20 protein-coding genes and 5 tRNA genes are annotated in these 19,683 nt (G+C 33.4%); 3 read left to right on the plus strand and 22 right to left on the minus strand.

Translation table 11 applies throughout. From position 1 onward, the window contains the following. Positions 1–42: 42 nt before the first annotated feature. On the minus strand, positions 43–240 hold the full coding sequence (locus WKT09_RS01145) for a YqgQ family protein (RefSeq protein WP_340414267.1): 198 nt from the start codon (positions 238–240) through the stop codon (positions 43–45). 91 nt (positions 241–331) lie between these two features. Between WKT09_RS01145 and WKT09_RS01150 the strand changes: the two genes are divergently transcribed. Further along, on the plus strand, positions 332–1,120 hold the full coding sequence (locus tag WKT09_RS01150; protein ID WP_340414268.1) for a hypothetical protein: 789 nt from the start codon (positions 332–334) through the stop codon (positions 1,118–1,120). Here WKT09_RS01150 and WKT09_RS01155 read toward each other — a convergent pair. From WKT09_RS01155 to rpmG, 3 genes are all read right to left on the minus strand, one after another. Next, positions 1,094–2,275: a rhomboid family intramembrane serine protease gene (locus tag WKT09_RS01155; RefSeq protein ID WP_340414269.1), complete on the minus strand. Its 1,182-nt coding sequence runs from the start codon at positions 2,273–2,275 to the stop codon at positions 1,094–1,096. The genes WKT09_RS01150 and WKT09_RS01155 overlap by 27 nt on opposite strands. 20 nt (positions 2,276–2,295) lie before the next feature. Beyond that, the gene (locus WKT09_RS01160) at positions 2,296–2,862 is read right to left on the minus strand and encodes a 5-formyltetrahydrofolate cyclo-ligase (protein ID WP_340414270.1); all 567 of its coding nucleotides are present in this window, start codon (positions 2,860–2,862) and stop codon (positions 2,296–2,298) included. A 105-nt stretch (positions 2,863–2,967) separates the two neighbouring features. Further along, complete coding sequence (rpmG, locus tag WKT09_RS01165) at positions 2,968–3,117, minus strand: 50S ribosomal protein L33 (protein ID WP_336267040.1); 150 nt, start codon at positions 3,115–3,117, stop codon at positions 2,968–2,970. A gap of 162 nt (positions 3,118–3,279) precedes the next feature. Between rpmG and WKT09_RS01170 the strand changes: the two genes are divergently transcribed. Then, the gene (locus WKT09_RS01170) at positions 3,280–3,654 is read left to right on the plus strand and encodes a hypothetical protein (RefSeq protein WP_340414271.1); all 375 of its coding nucleotides are present in this window, start codon (positions 3,280–3,282) and stop codon (positions 3,652–3,654) included. A 13-nt stretch (positions 3,655–3,667) separates the two neighbouring features. Further along, on the plus strand, positions 3,668–4,270 hold the full coding sequence (locus WKT09_RS01175; RefSeq protein ID WP_340414272.1) for a hypothetical protein: 603 nt from the start codon (positions 3,668–3,670) through the stop codon (positions 4,268–4,270). Between the two features lie 156 nt (positions 4,271–4,426). On the opposite strand, the gene WKT09_RS01180 is transcribed toward WKT09_RS01175, so the two are convergent. From WKT09_RS01180 to WKT09_RS01265, 18 genes are all read right to left on the minus strand, one after another. Beyond that, positions 4,427–6,502, minus strand: a complete 2,076-nt coding sequence (locus tag WKT09_RS01180; RefSeq protein WP_340414273.1) for a peptidoglycan D,D-transpeptidase FtsI family protein — start codon at positions 6,500–6,502, stop codon at positions 4,427–4,429. A gap of 129 nt (positions 6,503–6,631) precedes the next feature. Continuing rightward, on the minus strand, positions 6,632–7,243 hold the full coding sequence (locus tag WKT09_RS01185; RefSeq protein ID WP_340414274.1) for a superoxide dismutase: 612 nt from the start codon (positions 7,241–7,243) through the stop codon (positions 6,632–6,634). Positions 7,244–7,376: 133 nt separating this feature from the next. Then, positions 7,377–7,449 (minus strand) — tRNA-Phe (locus WKT09_RS01190). A gap of 3 nt (positions 7,450–7,452) precedes the next feature. Next, a tRNA-Ser gene (locus WKT09_RS01195) sits at positions 7,453–7,545 on the minus strand. A 25-nt stretch (positions 7,546–7,570) separates the two neighbouring features. Next, positions 7,571–7,647 (minus strand) — tRNA-Ile (locus WKT09_RS01200). 12 nt (positions 7,648–7,659) lie between these two features. Continuing rightward, positions 7,660–7,733, minus strand: a tRNA-Met gene (locus tag WKT09_RS01205). 5 nt (positions 7,734–7,738) lie between these two features. Further along, positions 7,739–7,813: transfer RNA gene (locus tag WKT09_RS01210), tRNA-Asn, on the minus strand. A gap of 285 nt (positions 7,814–8,098) precedes the next feature. Continuing rightward, on the minus strand, positions 8,099–9,730 hold the full coding sequence (locus tag WKT09_RS01215; RefSeq protein WP_340414275.1) for a Na/Pi cotransporter family protein: 1,632 nt from the start codon (positions 9,728–9,730) through the stop codon (positions 8,099–8,101). A 111-nt stretch (positions 9,731–9,841) separates the two neighbouring features. Then, a complete protein-coding gene (locus WKT09_RS01220) occupies positions 9,842–10,489 on the minus strand; it encodes an NfeD family protein (protein ID WP_340414276.1) in 648 nt (215 codons plus the stop codon). Positions 10,490–10,593: 104 nt separating this feature from the next. Next, positions 10,594–10,893: a hypothetical protein gene (locus tag WKT09_RS01225; RefSeq protein WP_340414277.1), complete on the minus strand. Its 300-nt coding sequence runs from the start codon at positions 10,891–10,893 to the stop codon at positions 10,594–10,596. Positions 10,894–10,966: 73 nt separating this feature from the next. Continuing rightward, positions 10,967–11,863, minus strand: a complete 897-nt coding sequence (locus WKT09_RS01230; RefSeq protein ID WP_340414278.1) for a deoxyribonuclease IV — start codon at positions 11,861–11,863, stop codon at positions 10,967–10,969. Positions 11,864–11,875: 12 nt separating this feature from the next. Continuing rightward, positions 11,876–13,186: a DEAD/DEAH box helicase gene (locus WKT09_RS01235; protein WP_340414279.1), complete on the minus strand. Its 1,311-nt coding sequence runs from the start codon at positions 13,184–13,186 to the stop codon at positions 11,876–11,878. 19 nt (positions 13,187–13,205) lie between these two features. Next, positions 13,206–14,312 (minus strand): Nif3-like dinuclear metal center hexameric protein, encoded by a 1,107-nt coding sequence (locus tag WKT09_RS01240; protein ID WP_340414280.1) that lies wholly within the window; start codon positions 14,310–14,312, stop codon positions 13,206–13,208. Then, entirely contained in the window at positions 14,309–15,001 is a 693-nt protein-coding gene (locus WKT09_RS01245) for a tRNA (adenine(22)-N(1))-methyltransferase (RefSeq protein ID WP_340414281.1), read from the minus strand. Before WKT09_RS01245 ends, WKT09_RS01240 begins: the two co-directional genes overlap by 4 nt. Positions 15,002–15,143: 142 nt before the next feature. Beyond that, positions 15,144–15,518 (minus strand): cytochrome c550, encoded by a 375-nt coding sequence (gene cccA / locus WKT09_RS01250; protein WP_340414282.1) that lies wholly within the window; start codon positions 15,516–15,518, stop codon positions 15,144–15,146. Between the two features lie 170 nt (positions 15,519–15,688). Then, the gene (gene rpoD, locus WKT09_RS01255) at positions 15,689–16,798 is read right to left on the minus strand and encodes an RNA polymerase sigma factor RpoD (RefSeq protein WP_340414283.1); all 1,110 of its coding nucleotides are present in this window, start codon (positions 16,796–16,798) and stop codon (positions 15,689–15,691) included. Between the two features lie 29 nt (positions 16,799–16,827). Beyond that, positions 16,828–18,621, minus strand: a complete 1,794-nt coding sequence (gene dnaG, locus WKT09_RS01260; RefSeq protein WP_340414284.1) for a DNA primase — start codon at positions 18,619–18,621, stop codon at positions 16,828–16,830. A 243-nt stretch (positions 18,622–18,864) separates the two neighbouring features. Further along, the gene (locus WKT09_RS01265) at positions 18,865–19,674 is read right to left on the minus strand and encodes a pyruvate, water dikinase regulatory protein (protein ID WP_340414285.1); all 810 of its coding nucleotides are present in this window, start codon (positions 19,672–19,674) and stop codon (positions 18,865–18,867) included. Positions 19,675–19,683: the final 9 nt, after the last annotated feature.

The raw sequence follows: 19,683 nt of genomic DNA on the forward strand, positions 1-19,683 counted from the left end.
TCATTCATATGATTGATTCCCGAATTGTGTTTGTTTAAAACATTACAATTTCTTTACAATTCTCATCTCTTTTCGAATTAATAATATTGCTTGTTGATATATTGTCATTGATATTAACTTTGCATCGTATAAATTTTTAACTTCTTCCTGCATTAAATCTAAGTCTGCGATCCGATCTTTCGTATAGATAAAAATTCCAAATCTTTTTAACAGTTGTTGGACATCATACATCGTTTCCATCCATCATCACCACCTTACATAATCACATGAAATCCTTACACACAGAATGTTTTCACCAGAGGAAAAAAACATATTTATTGAGGTTGATTTTATGTATAAAAAAGTTACTTCTTTATTCATTATCATACAAATATTTATCCTTTTTTTCATCTATGAACATAACACAATGGAAACCATTACATATTTTCCTGAAGACCCGCATGTAACGATGACTGAAGCGTCATCTGTAATTCAATTACATAATAATAATTTACTGATTCAGGTCCAATCAAAAACGAATACTCCAGTACGGTTAAGACAAGATGTTTTTATCGTTTTTATTCATATGTATGTAAAAGGAATCGGAAACATTTGGAAGGAAAACATAGATGAACTGAAAATGGAACAATCAGTTTTATTAACAAAAAACAGCCCTATTGATGTGCTTTCATACCATTATGGTGAGGTCGTACGAGATGAAGCATTTACTTCTATTGGAAAAATGTCCTACCAATCATCATTTTTTAACGGAGACACCTTACAAAATCGAACAACATTTGCTGATGAACAGACAAAAATGAAATATATGTATAAAATGAATTCCATTTTACAAAGACTACAGATTGATCCAAATTTATATCATACATTCCCTTTAATTGATTTGCCATTATATGAACAAACCCCATTCCCAAACATGAACCAAAACGATACAGATATTATCATTGGCCATCTTTGGGAAGGGCTGTATAAAAATTATATCATTCCAATGACAGAGATGAAAAATATAGAGAAGAGCCTCATGCCTCTTATATTAATTGATAAAAATAAGGAACATTTACTCGTCGTCTATACAATCAATGGAAAAGAAAAAATATTACGGCAAAATTTGCATCCCAATTAAATACATACATAATGCTATCAAAACATACAATGAAAAACTTACTATTTGTAATCGAACAGATTTTTTATACGGTAATGTTGCCATCATCGCGGCCAAAAATCCACCGATTAGTCCGCCGATATGTGCTCCAATATCGATTTGTGGAACAATTATACCTAATATAATATTTACAATCAAAAGGAACATAAACTGGTTTCCAATTGTTCGAATGAATAGCTCTCGATATTTTGTTCCAAAATATAATAATGCCCCGAACAAGCCAAATATGCCACCTGAGGCACCGGCCGATATTGCATCTGTAAAAACAAAGCTAGCCATATTTCCTAAGAATAAAGCTAAAAAGTAAATAATGAAAAAGCTTTTGGAACCATAAATTCGTTCGACAAATTGGCCGATATAATATAATGCTAGCATATTAATAAAAAAGTGGATAAATCCAATATGAATAAAAGCCGCCGTGAATAAACGCCACCATTCTCCTTCTAGAATAGCTTCATTATATTTTGCACCGTACTTAATTAATACGTCTTGATTCATACTTCCACCATTATTTTCTATAAATAAAAAAACACATAAATTCAATAGGAGAAAAATGTATGTTAAAAAAGGTTTCCCATATGTAAAAACGTCACGAATTTCTTTGTTTTTCTCATATATTTGTCTTTGTAAGTACATTTTATAAATACGAACTTTATATTGTAATAGGGAAAAATCATTTACATCAAACTGAAAAGGTTCTGTATTCACATCGTGCAAAAATCGTCTCTTTTCATCAAACTCGTTCGTATCCGTAATATAATATACATTCATTTTTATTTTTTGATTTTGTGTCGTAACTATTGGTGTTGGTAATGGATCGGTGGCATCAATTGGTTTTTTATCAGCAATATATACATTGTAAATATCGATTTTTTTCGTCCGAAAAATACGCCTCATCGATGTAATTCTTTTAAAAACGGTCGCAATATCTTTTTTCACATGATTTTGCCAATCGAATTGTTTTAATAGAAAACGGATCACGGTCGTCTTTCCACGTTCTTTCTTCTGCACCCACGCCTCATTCCGCTTAATATTTATATGGACCATCTCATATTGCTCATTTTTTACAAGTTCGAATAATGTATGATACATAAAATATTGATTTGTAATCGACATATGTCACCTACTTCCCTTGCTTAAACACTAAGCGTTTTCCAAACTTTATCTTCTGTAACGATATATTGCACGGGTATGTCATGCGCTTCTACCGGAAGGTCTTTTCTCAGTTGTTGTTCGCTTGCAAAGGAGACCGTTGTTTTATCATACTTCATGAGAAAACGATCATAATAGCCACCACCAAATCCTATTCGATAACCAGCAACATTAAATACAATACCTGGTACGATAAGAAGCTCAATATCTTCTTGTGCAACAGGTGTAGTCAATGATGTATTAGGTTCGAGAATGTTGGCATGACCTTTTGTTACATGTGCAAAATTTTTCAATTCATAAAATTGCATCGACTTATCATCCGTATGGACCTTTGGAACAACGACTCTTTTTCCCTTTTCCCATAAAAATTGAATGATATTTCTCGTTTCCCATTCAAAACGATGAGAAATTGTAATGCCAATTGTAGTAGGTTTAATCCATAGATTAGATTTTTTAAATTGCTCTAATAATGATGTTTCAATGGCCTTTTTTTCTTCTTTTGATAATAAAGATAATTTCTCTATCATATTCGTTCGTATTGTTTGTTTCATTTCATGTCACCTCACTCCATTATAACTTACTACGTGAGTGAAGAAAATAAAAGTAGACAACAAAAAAACTCTTTCCAAATATCGGGAAGAGTTTTATCGTACAACTTATTTTGTTTCACGGTGAAGCGTATGCTTTCTTAAACGTGGGCTATATTTCATTAATTCAATACGCTCAGTGTTATTTCGATTGTTTTTAGTAGTAATATAATTACGATCGCCTGTTTCAGTACAAGCTAATGTGATGTTAACACGCATTTTCAACCCTCCAACTCCATAAATAGTTACCTTACTAATAATAACAGATTAACAAAAATCGTGCAATACTTATTTAAGTTTTAAAATTAGGTTACAATTGTTGTTTTGCCTACAAAAAAATTATTTTTCTTGTATAATAAAATAGAGACTGGAGGTAGAAAGATGGGGTACATTTTTGGAACAATTATCGTAATTGCAATCATTTTATTCATTATATCCTTTTTCATGAATGATAAGTATAATGAAATTGAAAGTGAATTAGAGCAATTATCGATACAATCAATGCAAGATACGTATCAACTAAGAAAAAAACTCGAAGTACTTGAAGAAGAGTTATTAACAGGACAAGTTGTTACACCAAGTCACAAAGAAGAGGTAGAAGTAGCAACAGAAATTCCATCTTCACTGAAAAATAAGCCTTTACTGTTACAAAAAGTATATCACTTACAACAACAAGGCTATTCAGTAGAAGACATTGCACAACAAACTGATTTAACTACCCATGATATCCAAACAATTTTAAAAAACAAATTATAGTAAGGGGATAAATATGAAACAACCTATGCGCTTTTTTGCTATTGGATTATTTACTGCAGCTATATTAATGTTTGGGTATTATTCATTGTTTGATCAAAGCACTGCTGTAGAGAACGCACCAGTAGAAGATTTAATTGCTCAAGTAGAAGATGAAGGGTATAGAGTCATTACGGAAGAAGAATTTATCACTTTTTCTTTACTAGATTTAGACGAAGCAGACGTAAAAGATAAACAAGTGGAAAAAGAAGATAAAAAGAAAGATTCTAAAAAAGAATCCGATTCTTCTAAAGAAGAAAAGAAAGACTCTAAAGATTCATCTTCTGATAAAAAGAAAGATGAAAAAGAGGAAAAGAAATCTTCTGATGATAAAAAGGAAAAAAGTAAAAAGAAAAAATCTAAAACGATTACTATTACTACCAACGAAGGTGTCGTTACAGAAGATATAGCAGATATGTTATATAATGAAAAAGTAATTGATGATAAACAAAAATTCCAAGATTATATGGAAGACAATGATTATAGCCCTTACATTCAAATAGGTACATTTAAAGTGAAAAAAGATATGAGTTTCAAGGAATTAGCTGAAATTTTCACAACATATCCAGGCAGTAATTAAAAGAACATCCGTGTTTGAGCTTAGTTAAAAACATAGAAAAGACTTCGATAATTGATTTTATCGAAGTCTTTTCTATTAGATTATGTAAATCAAAACGGTCCTATCTATCTTTTTATGATAGACAGGACCATTTTATTATATTTGGCTCTAGTTCATTTATTCCTCATCTTCTTTATCCTCTGTTTCTTTTCCTTCAAAGTAAGTATCTAAAATTCGTCTTCCAATATTATGGTTAATATTATTTCCAGAACTTTTACTTAAGTTAGGGATAATCACTGCAAAAGCAACCTCAGGATCATCATAAGGTGCATACCCTGCTAAAGATAAGTTTTCTGTATCTGCCGCTTTATAAAAGTCGCCATTATCTTTCTGTAAAAACACTTCGTTCTCTGCAGTACCTGTTTTTCCAGCAGCACGATATTTTGTACTAGCCCAACTAGAGTGACCGGTACCACCTGCTTCATTAAATACTTTATAAAAACCATCTTGCACACGTTTAATATTATCTTGAGACATACTTAATTCATTTAATATTTTCGTATGGTTTACTTTATAAACTGGCCCTAATCCGTCAGATGATTCGGCCGGAGAGCGAATTTCTTTTACAAATGAAGGTTGGATTCTTTTACCGCCATTTGCAATCGTACTAATATATTGTCCTAATTGTAAAGTTGTATACGTATCGTACTGACCAATACTTAAGTCCATTAGTTTACCTGGTAATAATTCTGGACCAACATAACCTGTTGATTCAAACGGAAAGTCAATACCAGTTTTAACGCCTAAACCAAACTCTTGGAAATAATTTCGCATTGTTTGCATCCCTTCAGGATTAAACGTAGGGCTTCCCCCATTCGGGAAAGGTAAACGATAATCTCCACCAAGTCTTAAAGCTACATAGAACATATAGACGTTGGATGATCGTTTCAATGCTGAAATATCATTTACAGACCCAAGCACACTATATGATCCTTTTGGTTTCGTCCCTTTAATAACGATTGGACTATCATAAATCGTTTGACCTGGAGTAAATACTCCTGAATCTAATCCCGCTAATACAGTTGCACCCTTTACAGTCGATCCTGGACGATGTGCATCATAAAGGACTTTATGTGGTGTGTTTTCATATTTTCCCGTTTCTTTATTATAATGCTGTCCACTTAATGCAAGTATTTCTCCTGTTTTTGGATTCATTACAACAGCTAATGCATCTTCTAAATAAGTATTTCCGCGACTTTTCGCTGCTTTTAATTCTTGTAAAACAATTTTATCTACTTTCTTCTGAAAATCCATATCAATGGAGAGTACTAAATCTTTTCCTCTTTCACCAGGAACCATCACTTCTGTTCCAATGATTTGACCTGTTTTCGTTGTCGTATACTTTACTTTTTCTTTTCTTCCTCTTAACAGGTCCTCATATTGTTCTTCTAAACCACTCTTTCCAACACGATCATTTCGATTATATCCCCGTGTTAAATAATAATCTTCTTTTTCAGCAGGAATACCTTCGTCTTGTGATGTAATAGAACCAATAATAGATCGTAAAGTATCTTTATATTTATACTGTCTCTCCCAGTCTGTTGAAGTATTAATTCCAGGTAATTCAGATAAATTTTCAGCAATTTTAGCATATTCATCCATAGAAATATTTTCATTTTTAATTACTTCTGGAGTTAATGCATACGCTTTATCTAATTGACGTTTTATTGCAATAACTTGTAATTCCTCATCTGTAAAATCATCGATTTCATCATCTTTAATTCTTTCTAACATTAAATCATATTGTTCTTTATCATCTAATTCTTCTACTTCTTCATCAGATAATCTAGCAAAAACATCCTCTGTATTTTTTAAATAAAAATATTCTTTTCTTTCACGTTCTCTTATTTTATCGATTTCTTTCTTATCCATCGTCATATACTCAGTTAGTTTTTCTGCTAATTTTAATTTATCTTCTGCTTGTACTCGTTTTGGTGGTGTATATGTTATCGAATAAAGTGGCTCATTATCTACAACTATATTTCCATTTCTGTCTAAAATTTTACCACGTGGTACTGGTCGTTTAGATATATCTTGTACAGTACGATCAATTTCCTCTTGATAACTTGAACCGTCTAATATTTGTACAACTCCAAGTTGAATGACTAAAACGGCAAACAATAAAAATATAACGAAAAACGTAATATTTAATCGCAAGGGAATTCGAGATTTTTTATCTTTTTGTTGATTCATTGCTCATATCTCCCTATATAATATAATCATTTCACAACTTCTTATTATATCATTATTTTTCAAAAAACGATATATGAAACAGCATAAAAAAAACACGAAACAAATTTGTTTCGTGTTTTTATGATTTAATTATTTAGCTGCATCGTAATTTTTAGCAACTTCATCCCAGTTTACAACATTCCAGAATGCTTTTGCATATTCAGGACGTCTATTTTGATAGTTTAAGTAGTATGCGTGCTCCCATACGTCTAAACCTAAAATAGGAGTTTGTCCTTCCATAATTGGAGAGTCTTGATTTGGTGTGCTCGTTACTTCTAATTCGCCATTGTTTAGTACTAACCAAGCCCAGCCAGATCCGAATCTTGTAGCTGCAGCTTTTTCAAAAGTTTCTTTAAAAGCGTCAAAGCTTCCAAATTTCTCATTAATTTTGTCAGCTAGTTCTCCTGTTGGCTCTCCACCACCATTTGGTGATAGGATTGTCCAGAATAAGCTATGGTTTGCATGTCCACCACCATTGTTACGAACTGCTGTACGAATCTCTTCAGGTAATGCGTTTAAATCACTAATTAATTCATCTAATGATTTATTTTGTAAGTCCGCATGACCTTCTAGTGCAGCGTTTAAGTTTGTAACGTATGTGTTATGGTGCTTCGTATGGTGAATGTTCATCGTTTCTTTGTCGATTGATGGCTCCAATGCATCATATGCATATGGTAATTCAGGTAATGTAAATGTTGACATAATTAATTCCTCTCCTTTTTAAATTGAATTGCTTACATATTAAGATTATCAAACGTTTTCATCCCGTGCAAATATTACGCCTAATAATTTCTAGAGAAAAATAAAAACCAAGCAATGATTTGCTTGGTTTTTATGGCTCAGGACGGAATCGAACCGCCGACACAAGGATTTTCAGTCCTTTGCTCTACCGACTGAGCTACTGAGCCAACTGGAGGAGGAAGAGGGATTCGAACCCCCGCGGGCTTTGACACCCCTGTCGGTTTTCAAGACCGATCCCTTCAGCCGGACTTGGGTATTCCTCCAATGTTTATGTATGTATAAAATAAATGGTGGACCCAGCAGGACTCGAACCTGCGACCGATCGGTTATGAGCCGATAGCTCTAACCAACTGAGCTATGGGTCCTAATAAAATAAATAGCGGCGGAGGGAATTGAACCCACGACCTTTCGGGTATGAACCGAACGCTCTCGCCAGCTGAGCTACGCCGCCATATATGGCTCCACAGGTAGGGTTCGAACCTACGACCGATCGGTTAACAGCCGATTGCTCTACCACTGAGCTACTGTGGAATCTTTTTAATCTACTTATACCCGTTTGTTACTGTAGAATCTGTACAGTAATTTATTTCCATTCTTTTATGTTAAACTCTATTTATGAGTAACCGTATAATATGTAATAATTTGCAACATCCTTTGTTATTATAGGATATTATTTTTACTTTGTCCACTAAAAGCATAGAGGAAGATGTTTTTATATAGAAACAATTGTTATCTTCTTTCCGAAGCGACAAGATATAATTTATCACGTTTTTAAAATCATGTCAACAATTTATATAAAACATCTTCCTCTATTATTTAATTTTCACCTAAAACTTCTTCCGCAATGTTTACTGCATGATCTCCAATACGTTCTAAATTACTGATGATATCAACAAAAACAATTCCTGCTGATCCCGTACATAATCCTTCATTCATACGAATAATATGTTTCTTACGGAATTTACGTTCTAATTTGTCTATCTGATCTTCTTTTTGGATAACGATCAATGCTTCTTCACGGTCCATGCTATCTAATGCTTCTATAGCTTGTTTTACGGTTAAAATCGTTAAATCAAACATTTCATTTAAATCTTCTTGTGCTTGATCTGTAATATTTATTTTATTTGAAATTTTATAATCTGTTAACTCAATAATGTTCTCAAAATGATCTCCGATTCGTTCAATATCACGTACAGAATCCATTAAAGCCGTATGCTTAGCACTTTCTGACTCTGATAATGTTGTACTTGAAATACTTACTAAGTAATTGGTAATTTCTCTATCTAAGTTATTTAAAGCCCCTTCAATTTGTAAAGCCATTTCAGAGTGCTTCGTATCATGGGTAACCACATATGCACCCGTTTCAACTAAACCTTGGACACTATATTCTCCCATACGAATTATCTCTTGTTTTGCTTGAGACAAAGCAACTGTTGAAGACTGTTTAATAAATAACGGGTCTAAATGTTTCGGTTTATATTCAATGGTTACATCTTCTCCTGGAACAATTTTTGTAACTATCCAAGCTAATGCACCAATGAATGGAAATTGTATAATTGTATTGGCAATATTAAAACTTCCATGTGCAAATGCAATCGTCATTTCTGGATTTAAATTTAATGATGATTGTAAATAAGCTACATATGCTGTAAATGGTGTTAATAATAATAAGAAAATTGTCGCACCAATAAGATTGAAAATAACGTGAGTAAATGCCGCACGTCTTGCTGCCACTGAAGCACCTAATGAAGCTAAAATAGCCGTTATAGTCGTTCCAATATTATCCCCAAATAATACAGGTAGTGCCGCTTGTAAATCTACTGCACCTTCTGAAAATAATCCTTGTAAAATACCGATCGTTGCACTTGAACTTTGAACGATTAATGTGAAGACTGTACCAATTGCAAGCCCTAAAATCGGATTGTCACTCATACTTAATGTTAATTCATGAAAAACTTGTAAATCTCGCAACGGTTTCATTCCATTACTCATTAGACTTAAACCAAAAAATAGTGAACCAAAACCAAAAATGGTTTGTCCAATAATATTTACTTTTTGATTATTAAAGAAGAATAATAAGAAACAACCAATCGCCATAATAGGTAGTGAATATTCACTAATATTTAAACCAATAATAAATGCAGTTACTGTCGTACCGATATTCGCACCCATTATAACACCAATAGCTTGTCGCAATGTCATAAATCCAGCATTTACGAGGGCAACAGTTAAAACAGTTGTTCCAGAACTACTCTGAATTAAAACCGTTACGATAATTCCTGCTAATACTCCTAAAAATGGATTAGATGTAAACCGATCTAAAATATCTCTTAATCTATCTCCCGCAGATTTTTGGAGACCATCCCCCATGAATTTAATTCCTAGAAGGAAGATCCCTAATCCTCCGATGAATTCAAATATAATTGTTTGCAAATCTACTGATTCCATTCTTCAATCCACCTTAAATTAACATATTTTTTACATACAATCCTATTATTCAGAAATTAGCATAGTTTGTAAAGTGAGTTTTAAAAAATTAACATTAAATTTACAATCGATTTACATATCTTTATCGTTTGAAATTAATTTCACTAAAATCCTTGTTCCATCAACATCCAACACTTCTATTTTTGATGCTTTAGGGATCCATTGTGCATTCGATATCCCACTATATTCCTTTCCATCTATTTTAATCGTACCGACGGGGCGCATATCTGTAATTGTTTCTCCGGTTTTTCCAATTAATTGCTCATATTCTTCATTCACAGTCGTATACCCTTTATCAGTTGTTAAACGGTCTTTTAAAGTTATCTTATTCCACATATCTCTTTTTTCAAACACTTTTAATAACAATAATGAAACAGCGCTTCCAACAAGAACACCTATAACTGCATATAAACCAGATGTAAAGGAAGGTGCAGATAAGGCAACAGAGAATATCATTCCCGTGATACCAATTGTTGCCAATGTTCCATCATTAATTAATTTTCCATCAATAAATATAAACATAATTCCGACAAAATAAATAAACAACATCATAATTAAGGAAGACGTATTTGGTGTAAAGATATAAAAATAATAAATGATAAAACTAATTCCTAACACTGCTCCAAGGCCTCGTAAGTTAACGAGCAATTCACCAATTAGGAAAAACGTTCCTAATCCTACTAATAATAAACCAATCCATGTTATATCTATAAGTTCCATTACACTCACCCCTTTATGTATATTATACGAAAGTTTTTCAGTTCATGATATATTTTTTAAAAAAAGGTTAAGACAATAATCGAATCTTGTCTTAACCTTTTACCTCAAATAAACGGCATTATAACTAATCGAACGATAATTGACAATATACCGACAACAATTGCAGTGTTACCGAGCAACACTGCATTTCTCGTTCGTGCAATAAACCCTAATATAATCCCGGCAATTGCAAATGCGTATGGGGCGAATATGAATGAAAAGAAAGAAACAAACAGCGCAATCCAACCAAATACACTCTTTAATTCCGGTTCATCCTTTTCTTCATGCAAGGACAAATGAAATTCATCGTCCTGTAAGACTTCATCCCCCACTTCCATTTGGTCCTCTTTAAACTCATTATCCATATACTTTTCCTCCTTTACATAGAAGTATGCTTAGTTTATGGATAATGAAGTAAATCATAATTTGTATTTTTTTCTATTGTTCCATAATTTTTTGTAGAATGTTTTTATCAAATGTACCATTTTTAATCATTTCAATTTCAAATTTGTATGGAGGCTTTTTATTCTTCTTATCTTCTCCGACAAATGGTGTTTCTAAAATTTTGGGTAAATCTTTAAATGCTTCATGATAAATAACTTCATGCAAGGTATCAAAACCAATATGACCAAGTCCAATATTTTCATGTCGGTCTTTTTGAGCTCCACATACGTTCTTACTATCATTTACGTGGACAACTTTAATACGGTCTAAACCAACAATTTTATCAAATTCATTTAAAACATCATCAAAACGGCCTTCGGTGATTTCATATCCGGCATCATGAATGTGGCAAGTATCTAAACAAACAGATAATTTTTCGTTATGTGTCACCCCATCTATAATACGTGCTAATTCATCAAAACTACGACCGATTTCCGTACCTTTTCCGGCCATTGTTTCTAAAGCAATTTGCACTTCTTGATCATTCGTTAATACTTCATTAAGCCCCTCAATAATACGGTCGATTCCGGCGTCTACTCCTGCGCCAACATGTGCTCCAGGATGTAAAACGATTTGTTTTGCACCAATGGCTGTTGTTCTTTCAATTTCCATACGTAAGAAATCGACACCTAATTCAAATGTTTCCGGTTTTATCGTATTGGCAATATTAATAATATATGGTGCATGGACTACAATGTCAGAAATACCATTGTCTTTCATATGTTGTAATCCTGCTTCAATATTCAATTCTTCAATCGGTTTTCTTCTTGTGTTTTGTGGTGCACCAGTATAGATCATAAATGTTGTTGCACCATATTTTGTTGCTTCTTCACTTGAACCTAATAACATTTTCTTTCCACTCATTGATACATGTGATCCTAATTTTACCATATTCCCACCTCATTATTTTCTGCGACGTTTTTGTCGTTGCATTCTTTTCTTTATTTTTTCTTGTTCTTGCTTCATTTTCTTTTTATATCCTGGTTTCACTTTTTTAGGTTTACGTACTTGTTTCCATGCTGCTTTATCTACATCCGTTGAAACGTTTTTTCGTAAAGCTCTAACATTGTATCGTTTCGCTTCCACAAATTCCCCGTTTTTAACATCAGAATAAACAAATGAAAGTCCTTGTTTCTCCAATTGTTCAATTAATGCAATGTCATCCTCTGTATAAAAACTTATTGCAGTTCCTTCTAATCCTGCTCGTGCCGTTCGTCCGACTCGATGAATATAAAATTCTGTTTCTTTTGGTAATTCTACATTGATTACATGGCTTGCCCCTTTGATGTCAATTCCACGTGAAGCTAAGTCAGTTGCAACAATATACTCATATTTTAAATCTAAAATAGCTTTTACTGTTTTTGTACGTTCACGGCTCGTTAATCCCCCATGTAATACACCTACATTTAATCCAGCACGATGTAAATTACCTGCTAATTCATCGGCCGACTCCTTGCTATTAGTAAATAAAATAGCAACATATGGTTGAATCACATGTGAAATTTCAATTATTTTCTTGACGATATCTCCATGTTTACGATCAATTAATCGATGTGTCATTGATTGTGGTGCAATACCATTTTCAATTTTAATATGTGTTGGTTTATCCAAATACTTTCGGATAAAGTGTTGTAATTGTGTCGGGATGGTCGCCGAGAAAATAAGCATTTGTATGTCCCTTTTACAAGTAACGAGTAATTCATCAATGGTTTCGATAAAACGTAAATCAAGCATTAAATCTGCTTCATCCACTACAAATGAAGTCGCACTATAAATAGATAGTACTCCCTCGTTCACCATATCTAAAATTCGCCCAGGTGTTCCTACAATAATTTTTGGCGTTCTTTCTAATTGTTTCATCATACGTTGACGATCTAGTCCACCTATTAATAAACGAGATGTCCAGACATCCTCTTTGTTCGCTAAGGTTGTCATTGTTTTTATTTCTTCATGTAACTGCATTGCTAACTCCCTAGTCGGAGCAGTGATAACTATTTGAACTCCCTCTGCATCATCTTCTAACTTGTTTAATAAAGGTAATAAAAATGCATGTGTTTTCCCTGAACCTGTTTGTGATTGTCCAATAATGCTTTTTCCATGTAAAATGGCTGGAATTGCCTCTTCTTGAATCTTTGTCGGCTGTTTAAAGTACAACTTATCTACTATCTGTTGTATTTCTTCACTTAACCCTAAAGCTTGAAACTTTTTTTCCATTCCAATTACTCCCTTCTATTTATAAAAATTGAAATGGATTCGTATTAATTGTTGATTCCATCACGGATAATGTTGGATATTTCGACTCTATATATGTTTTTGTTGCTTGTTTCATAATTTGTTCAATATAATGTCCTGCATCAATTAAATGAATTCCCATTTCCATTCCATCTTGTGCATGATGAAATGTTAAGTCTCCTGTTATATATACATCTGCCCCCATTTTTTGGGCAGCTGCAATATACTTCTCTCCACTACCACCTAACACAGCAACTTTTTGAATCGTAGCATGTACATCTCCAACTACTCTCACTTTTTCTAATCCATATGCAGTTTTCACTTTTTCCACAAAACTCATTAACGATTGCGGAGCATCTAATGTACCGATTCTACCTAAGCCAAATGCATGTCCCTTTTGCTGTAATGGATAGACATCATATGCAACTTCTTCGTATGGATGTGCTTGAAACATTGCTTGTAACACTTGTTGCATGTTATTTTCCGTCACAATTGTTTCCATTTTTATTTCATCTACAAATGTAAGTTCGTTTTTTGTACCAATATATGGATTTGTCCCTTCTAATGGTTTAAAGGTTCCTTGTCCCTCTTGACGGAATGTGCAGTGACTATAATTTCCAATATGTCCTGCACCAGCGTCACTTAGTGCATCTCTTAATTCAGTTTCATGTGTATTTGGAACAAATATTACTAATTTATACAGTGCTTCTTCGTTAAAAGGGATAAAATTCTTTCGATTGGATATGTCTAATGCATCCAGTAATAAATCGTTGACACCACCTTCAGCGATATCTAAATTAGTATGTGCTGCATAAACTGTTATATTATGTTGGATTAACTTCTGAATCACTTTTCCCTTCGGCGTTGAAAAATCAATTTGTTTTATAGATTGAAACAATAATGGATGGTGTGCAATAATTAAATTCACATCATGACGTATCGCTTCATCCACAACATCGTTCGTTACGTCTAACGTAATTAATACCTTTTTTGTTTCATCTTGTACATTTCCAACTTGTAACCCGACATTATCCCAATCATACGCTAAACTTTTTGGTGCCCATTTTTCTAAAGTTCTAAAAACATGCTTATGTGTAATAGTACTCATCGTATGACCTCCTCTATCCATCGTAAAGTTTTTTCATACTGATTTATTTTTTCCACATCTTTTTCTGTACTTTTATTCATCTGATTTAAAATATATAAAACTTTATCCCGTTCTTTCGTCCACTTCTTTATGAACGTTGGTGATTTTTCTTGTAATAGTAATGGACCAAACATATATTGTTTTTCATCTAATGGATGATTTTCTTCTCGCTCTGCAACAATCATTTCGTATATATGATTATTTTCTTCCATAATTTGTTCTTTTATAGGTATAAAACCTAATTCATGTAATGTTTTACGTACTATATATCCATTCGTATTAGGTTGGGCAATAATACGTGTAATATGTTCTAATTTATGTGCACCATCTTTTAAAATAGAAGCAATTAGTCCTCCACCCATTCCGGCGATAACGATTGCATCTACTTCATCTTGTTCAATCACTTCTAGTCCATTTCCTAACCGTACTTGTATTCGATCTGTTAATTCGTTTTCTTCTACTGTCTGTTTTGCACGCTCATAAGGACCTTTACTCACTTCACCGGCAATTGCTTGGACCGTTGGCTTTTGTAAGCAAATATACGACGGTAAATAGGCATGGTCGGATCCAATATCAGCAAAACACATATCTGAATCAATATATGTTGCAATTTGTTTTAATCTTTCTGATATTTGTTTAAAATTCTTCATCATAGTTCACCTTTTATTAGTAATTAAACGTAAAAAGAGGCTAGGACACCTATCACTATTATACCATAATCGATTCATGTTCTTTAAACATAATCGTTATTCTGTGATAATGTTGTCTAACCTCTCTAATATAATTTACATATTATTTCATTTCGCTTAGCCATTCAGCTAGTAAATCTGCCTCTTCTGGCCCTACTAGTCCTGGTGGCATTGAACCTTGACCATTGTTAATGATATTTGCAATATCATCTGCTGAGTGGTCACTACCAACTTTTGTTAAGTCTGGTCCCATTGCTCCTGATAAGTCATCTCCGTGACAGCTCGCACATGAGTTCGCATAGACAGCTTCAGGATCGTCAGCTACTTCACCATCATTGTTCTCAGTAACTTCTTCACCGCCATTTTCTTCTGCTAAACGAATATCTTCACGTTGCTCAACGCCAATATAGAAAACGATAATCGCTGCAAAAATACCAACGACAGCAATAATTCCAAATGGGAGAATGTTTTTCTTCATTCGATGTTTCCTCCTTAAATAATATGATGATAAATATAATTATGTAAAGACAATATCTATTTTACTCGATATTCGTCTTATATTAAAGTAATAATACATATGAGAGCTATTTTTTATAAAAAAACTCACAAAATAAAGGAATAATTTCATAATGAAAAGTCATTATGAAATTATTCTAAGAAGTCCTTTAAACGTTTGCTACGACTAGGGTGACGTAGCTTTCTTAATGCTTTTGCTTCGATTTGACGAATCCGTTCTCTCGTTACTCCGAATACTTTACCAACTTCCTCTAAAGTTCTTGTACGACCATCATCTAAACCGAAACGTAAACGTAACACGTTTTCTTCACGATCTGTTAATGTATCAAGCACATCTTCTAATTGTTCTTTTAATAATTCGTATGCCGCATGATCTGATGGTGATACAGCTTCTTGGTCTTCAATAAAGTCACCTAAGTGTGAGTCATCTTCTTCTCCGATTGGCGTTTCTAACGAAACAGGTTCTTGAGCTATTTTTTGGATATCTCTTACTTTAGCAGGGGATAGTTCCATTTCTTTTCCAATTTCTTCTGGAGTTGGTTCACGCCCTAAGTCTTGTAATAGTTGACGCTGAACTCTAATTAACTTATTGATTGTTTCAACCATATGCACTGGGATACGAATCGTTCTAGCTTGGTCTGCAATCGCACGTGTAATTGCCTGACGAATCCACCAAGTTGCATACGTACTAAATTTAAACCCTTTTTCATGGTCAAACTTTTCAACAGCTTTAATTAATCCCATATTTCCTTCTTGAATTAAGTCTAAAAAGAGCATTCCACGTCCAACATAGCGTTTCGCAATACTTACAACTAGTCGTAAGTTTGCTTCTGCCAGTTGTCTACTTGCTTCTTCATCGCCTTCCTTAATACGTTTTGCTAAAGCAACTTCTTCTTCAGCAGTTAACAAATCGACGCGACCAATCTCTTTTAAATACATACGTACAGGGTCATTTATTTTTACACCTAAAGGTACACTTAAATCACGTAAATCAGCTTCAGTTGAAAGCTCTTTTTCTAATTCTTCTTCATCGACATCACCGATGACTTCGATTCCTTGTTCTTCCAACTGCTCATAAAATTCATCGATTTGTTCAGGCTCGATTTCAAACGTAGAAAGTCGGTCTGCAACATCTTCGTATGCTAACGCACCTGATTTCTTACCTGTTTCTAATAATTCCTCTTTCACTTGTTCCAATGTTTGATCATTGTCCGCTGTTTGTGGAGTTTTATTATCAGACATTAGCCAATCCCTCCTAAATATGCTCTACCTTACATTTTTAACTGTTTTTGAATATTGAGTATTTCCAAGCCAATTTTCGCTGCTAAAATTGGGTCTTTTTCTTCCTTCTGTTTACGTTTTAAAGAACGTAAATAGTCCCCATTTGACACTTCCTTTTGAATCGTCATGATATAATCATTTAATTCTGCATCAGATATGGTGTCATTTACTTCGATCATCGCTATTTCTGTTAGCAATTGTTTTATATGTTCATCTGATATTTTATCAAAGAGCTCACTAACAGATACTTCCCCATATTCCTCAAATAATCCATATACATGTGTTAAAATGACTCGATGTGCTTCTTGAGTAAATTGGACACCTAGTTCTTGTTGTACTTTTGAAACGATGTATGGATGATGAAACATAAGTGCAATGAGTTGTCTTTCGGCACGAATATGTGCTCGCAAAGTCCTTTGTCTTACCGGTGCTGTAACTGTAGTATCACTATAATTATTCACGTTATCCATATTATTTCGTTTCATTCGATTTTTATGGGTATTTATATCATGATGAATAATATCTGTCGATAGATTGAACTCATCTGCAAGCTCTTTTACGTAATATTCCCGTTCGATGGGACTTTCAACCGTTGCAAGTGCTTTTGTTATATGTTCTACATAAGTTATTCTTTCACTATCTACAGCTAAATTAAAATCTTTTCGTTTATACGTCATATAGAACTTCATAAATGTATCACTTACATCTAATACATCCCTTTGAAACGCTTCTCCCCCATATTGACGTATATAATCATCTGGATCTAACCCATCACGCATTGTTGCAATTCTTACATTCGTCCCATTTCTTTGAAACATAACCGCTGACTCATATGCCGCTTTGAGCCCCGCGTCATCTGAGTCATAACATAATGTTACTTGGTTAACATATCGTTTGATCAATTTCACCTGTGATTCTGATAATGCTGTCCCTAATGTTGCAACCCCATTTTTAATACCAGCTTGATATGCTTGAATAACATCCATGTACCCTTCGAAAATAATCACACTATTTTGCTTTCGTATATGATTTTTTGCTAAATCAAAATTGTAAAATAGTTGACCCTTATGAAATAATTCATGTTCCTTGCTGTTTAAATATTTTGGTTGTTCACCATGGATTGCTCGTCCACCAAATGCAACTGTTTTTCCTAAATGATTTTTAATCGGAAAAATGACACGATTACGAAAAATATCATTGAAATGAACGTTGTCTGACGTCGATAATAAACCCGCTTTTACTAAAAACTGTAAATGGAATCCTTTCTCTTCTAAAAATTCCGTTGTAAATTTACTATCTGCTGGAGCAAATCCAAGCTGGAATTGTTGTATAGTTTCATCTGAAATACTTCGATCCTTTAAATAGGACAGTGCTTCCTTTCCATCTTCCGCATACTTTAATAGATGGTGATAAAACTTTGTCAGCCATTCATGTGCTTCTAAGTTAGCAGTTTGTTCTTCCGACATAGAAGAACGTGTCATGGGCGCTTCTGGCAAAGAAATATGTACCCGTTCTGCTAAAAATTGCACTGCTTCTATAAAGGTAAATGTTTCTTTTTCCATTAAAAAATTAAATACATTTCCACTCTTCCCACATCCAAAACAATGAAAAAACTGTTTTTCTTTCACAACAGAAAACGAAGGTGATTTCTCATCATGAAATGGACAAAGCCCGAAATAGTTTTTCCCTTGTTTCTTTAACTGAACGTATTCACCAATGACTTCGACAATATCATTTTCATTTCGAATTTGATCAATCAGTTCATCAGGTAAACCATTTGCCATGTATATCACCTAAAAACGTATCTAATATATATATTCTATATGCATGCTAAAAGTCCTTCATTTTTCGACATTGTTTTTATAAACTATCGAAAAAAAATAACCTTCTTTATTTTTCCGCTATATTAAAGAAGGAGTATGCACATATATCGTATTCTTTATCTTCCCTTTTTTTATAAAAGACAAACATATATACGATGTACAACATAGTATTATAGTATATATACCATATATAATCTAGTTTTTTTAATTATTTTTAGTTTCTATCATTTGTAAAATAATATTTGCTGTTTCTTCTACTGCTTTATGTGACACATCGATAACTTTACAACCTATTTTTTCGATTAGTTCATCAAAATATTGTAATTCTTCTTCAATACGTTGGAATGTTGCATATGCAGCATGGTCTCCGAGACCAAGTGCCTTTAAACGTTCTTTTCGTATTTCATTTAATTTATGTGGGCTAATTCTTAAACCGATACACTTCGATTTATCAATTCGAAATAATTCTTCCGGTGGTACGACTTCCGGGACAATTGGTACATTTGCTACTTTCAGGCGTTTATGTGCTAAATATTGTGATAATGGCGTTTTCGATGTACGTGATACACCAATTAAGACGACATCCGCTCTAGCAATACCACGTGGGTCGCGTCCATCGTCATAACGAACAGCAAATTCAATTGCCTCGATACGTTTAAAATAATCTTGATCTAATTTATACACCAATCCTGGTTCATGTCGTGGTTCATGATTAAACGTCCGTTCCATTGCATCCATCATCGGTCCCATAATATCAATTGCTTCTACGCCCATTTTTGCTGCCTGTTTTGACATATATCTTCGTAAATTTGGATCTACTAAAGTATATCCAATAATACCTGATTCTTCTTTTACAAGTTCTAATGTTTCATCAATCGTAATCGTATCTTCTACATACGGGACACGCTGAATTTTATAATTTCCATTTGTAAATTGACTTAAACCTGCTTTAATCACAAGTTCGGCTGTTTCTCCAACCGAATCAGAAAGAACATATACTGTTGGATTATTCATGAATTATCC

The sequence above is a fragment of the Pseudogracilibacillus sp. ICA-222130 genome (genome assembly GCF_037892545.1).
Taxonomy (GTDB): domain Bacteria; phylum Bacillota; class Bacilli; order Bacillales; family Amphibacillaceae; genus Pseudogracilibacillus.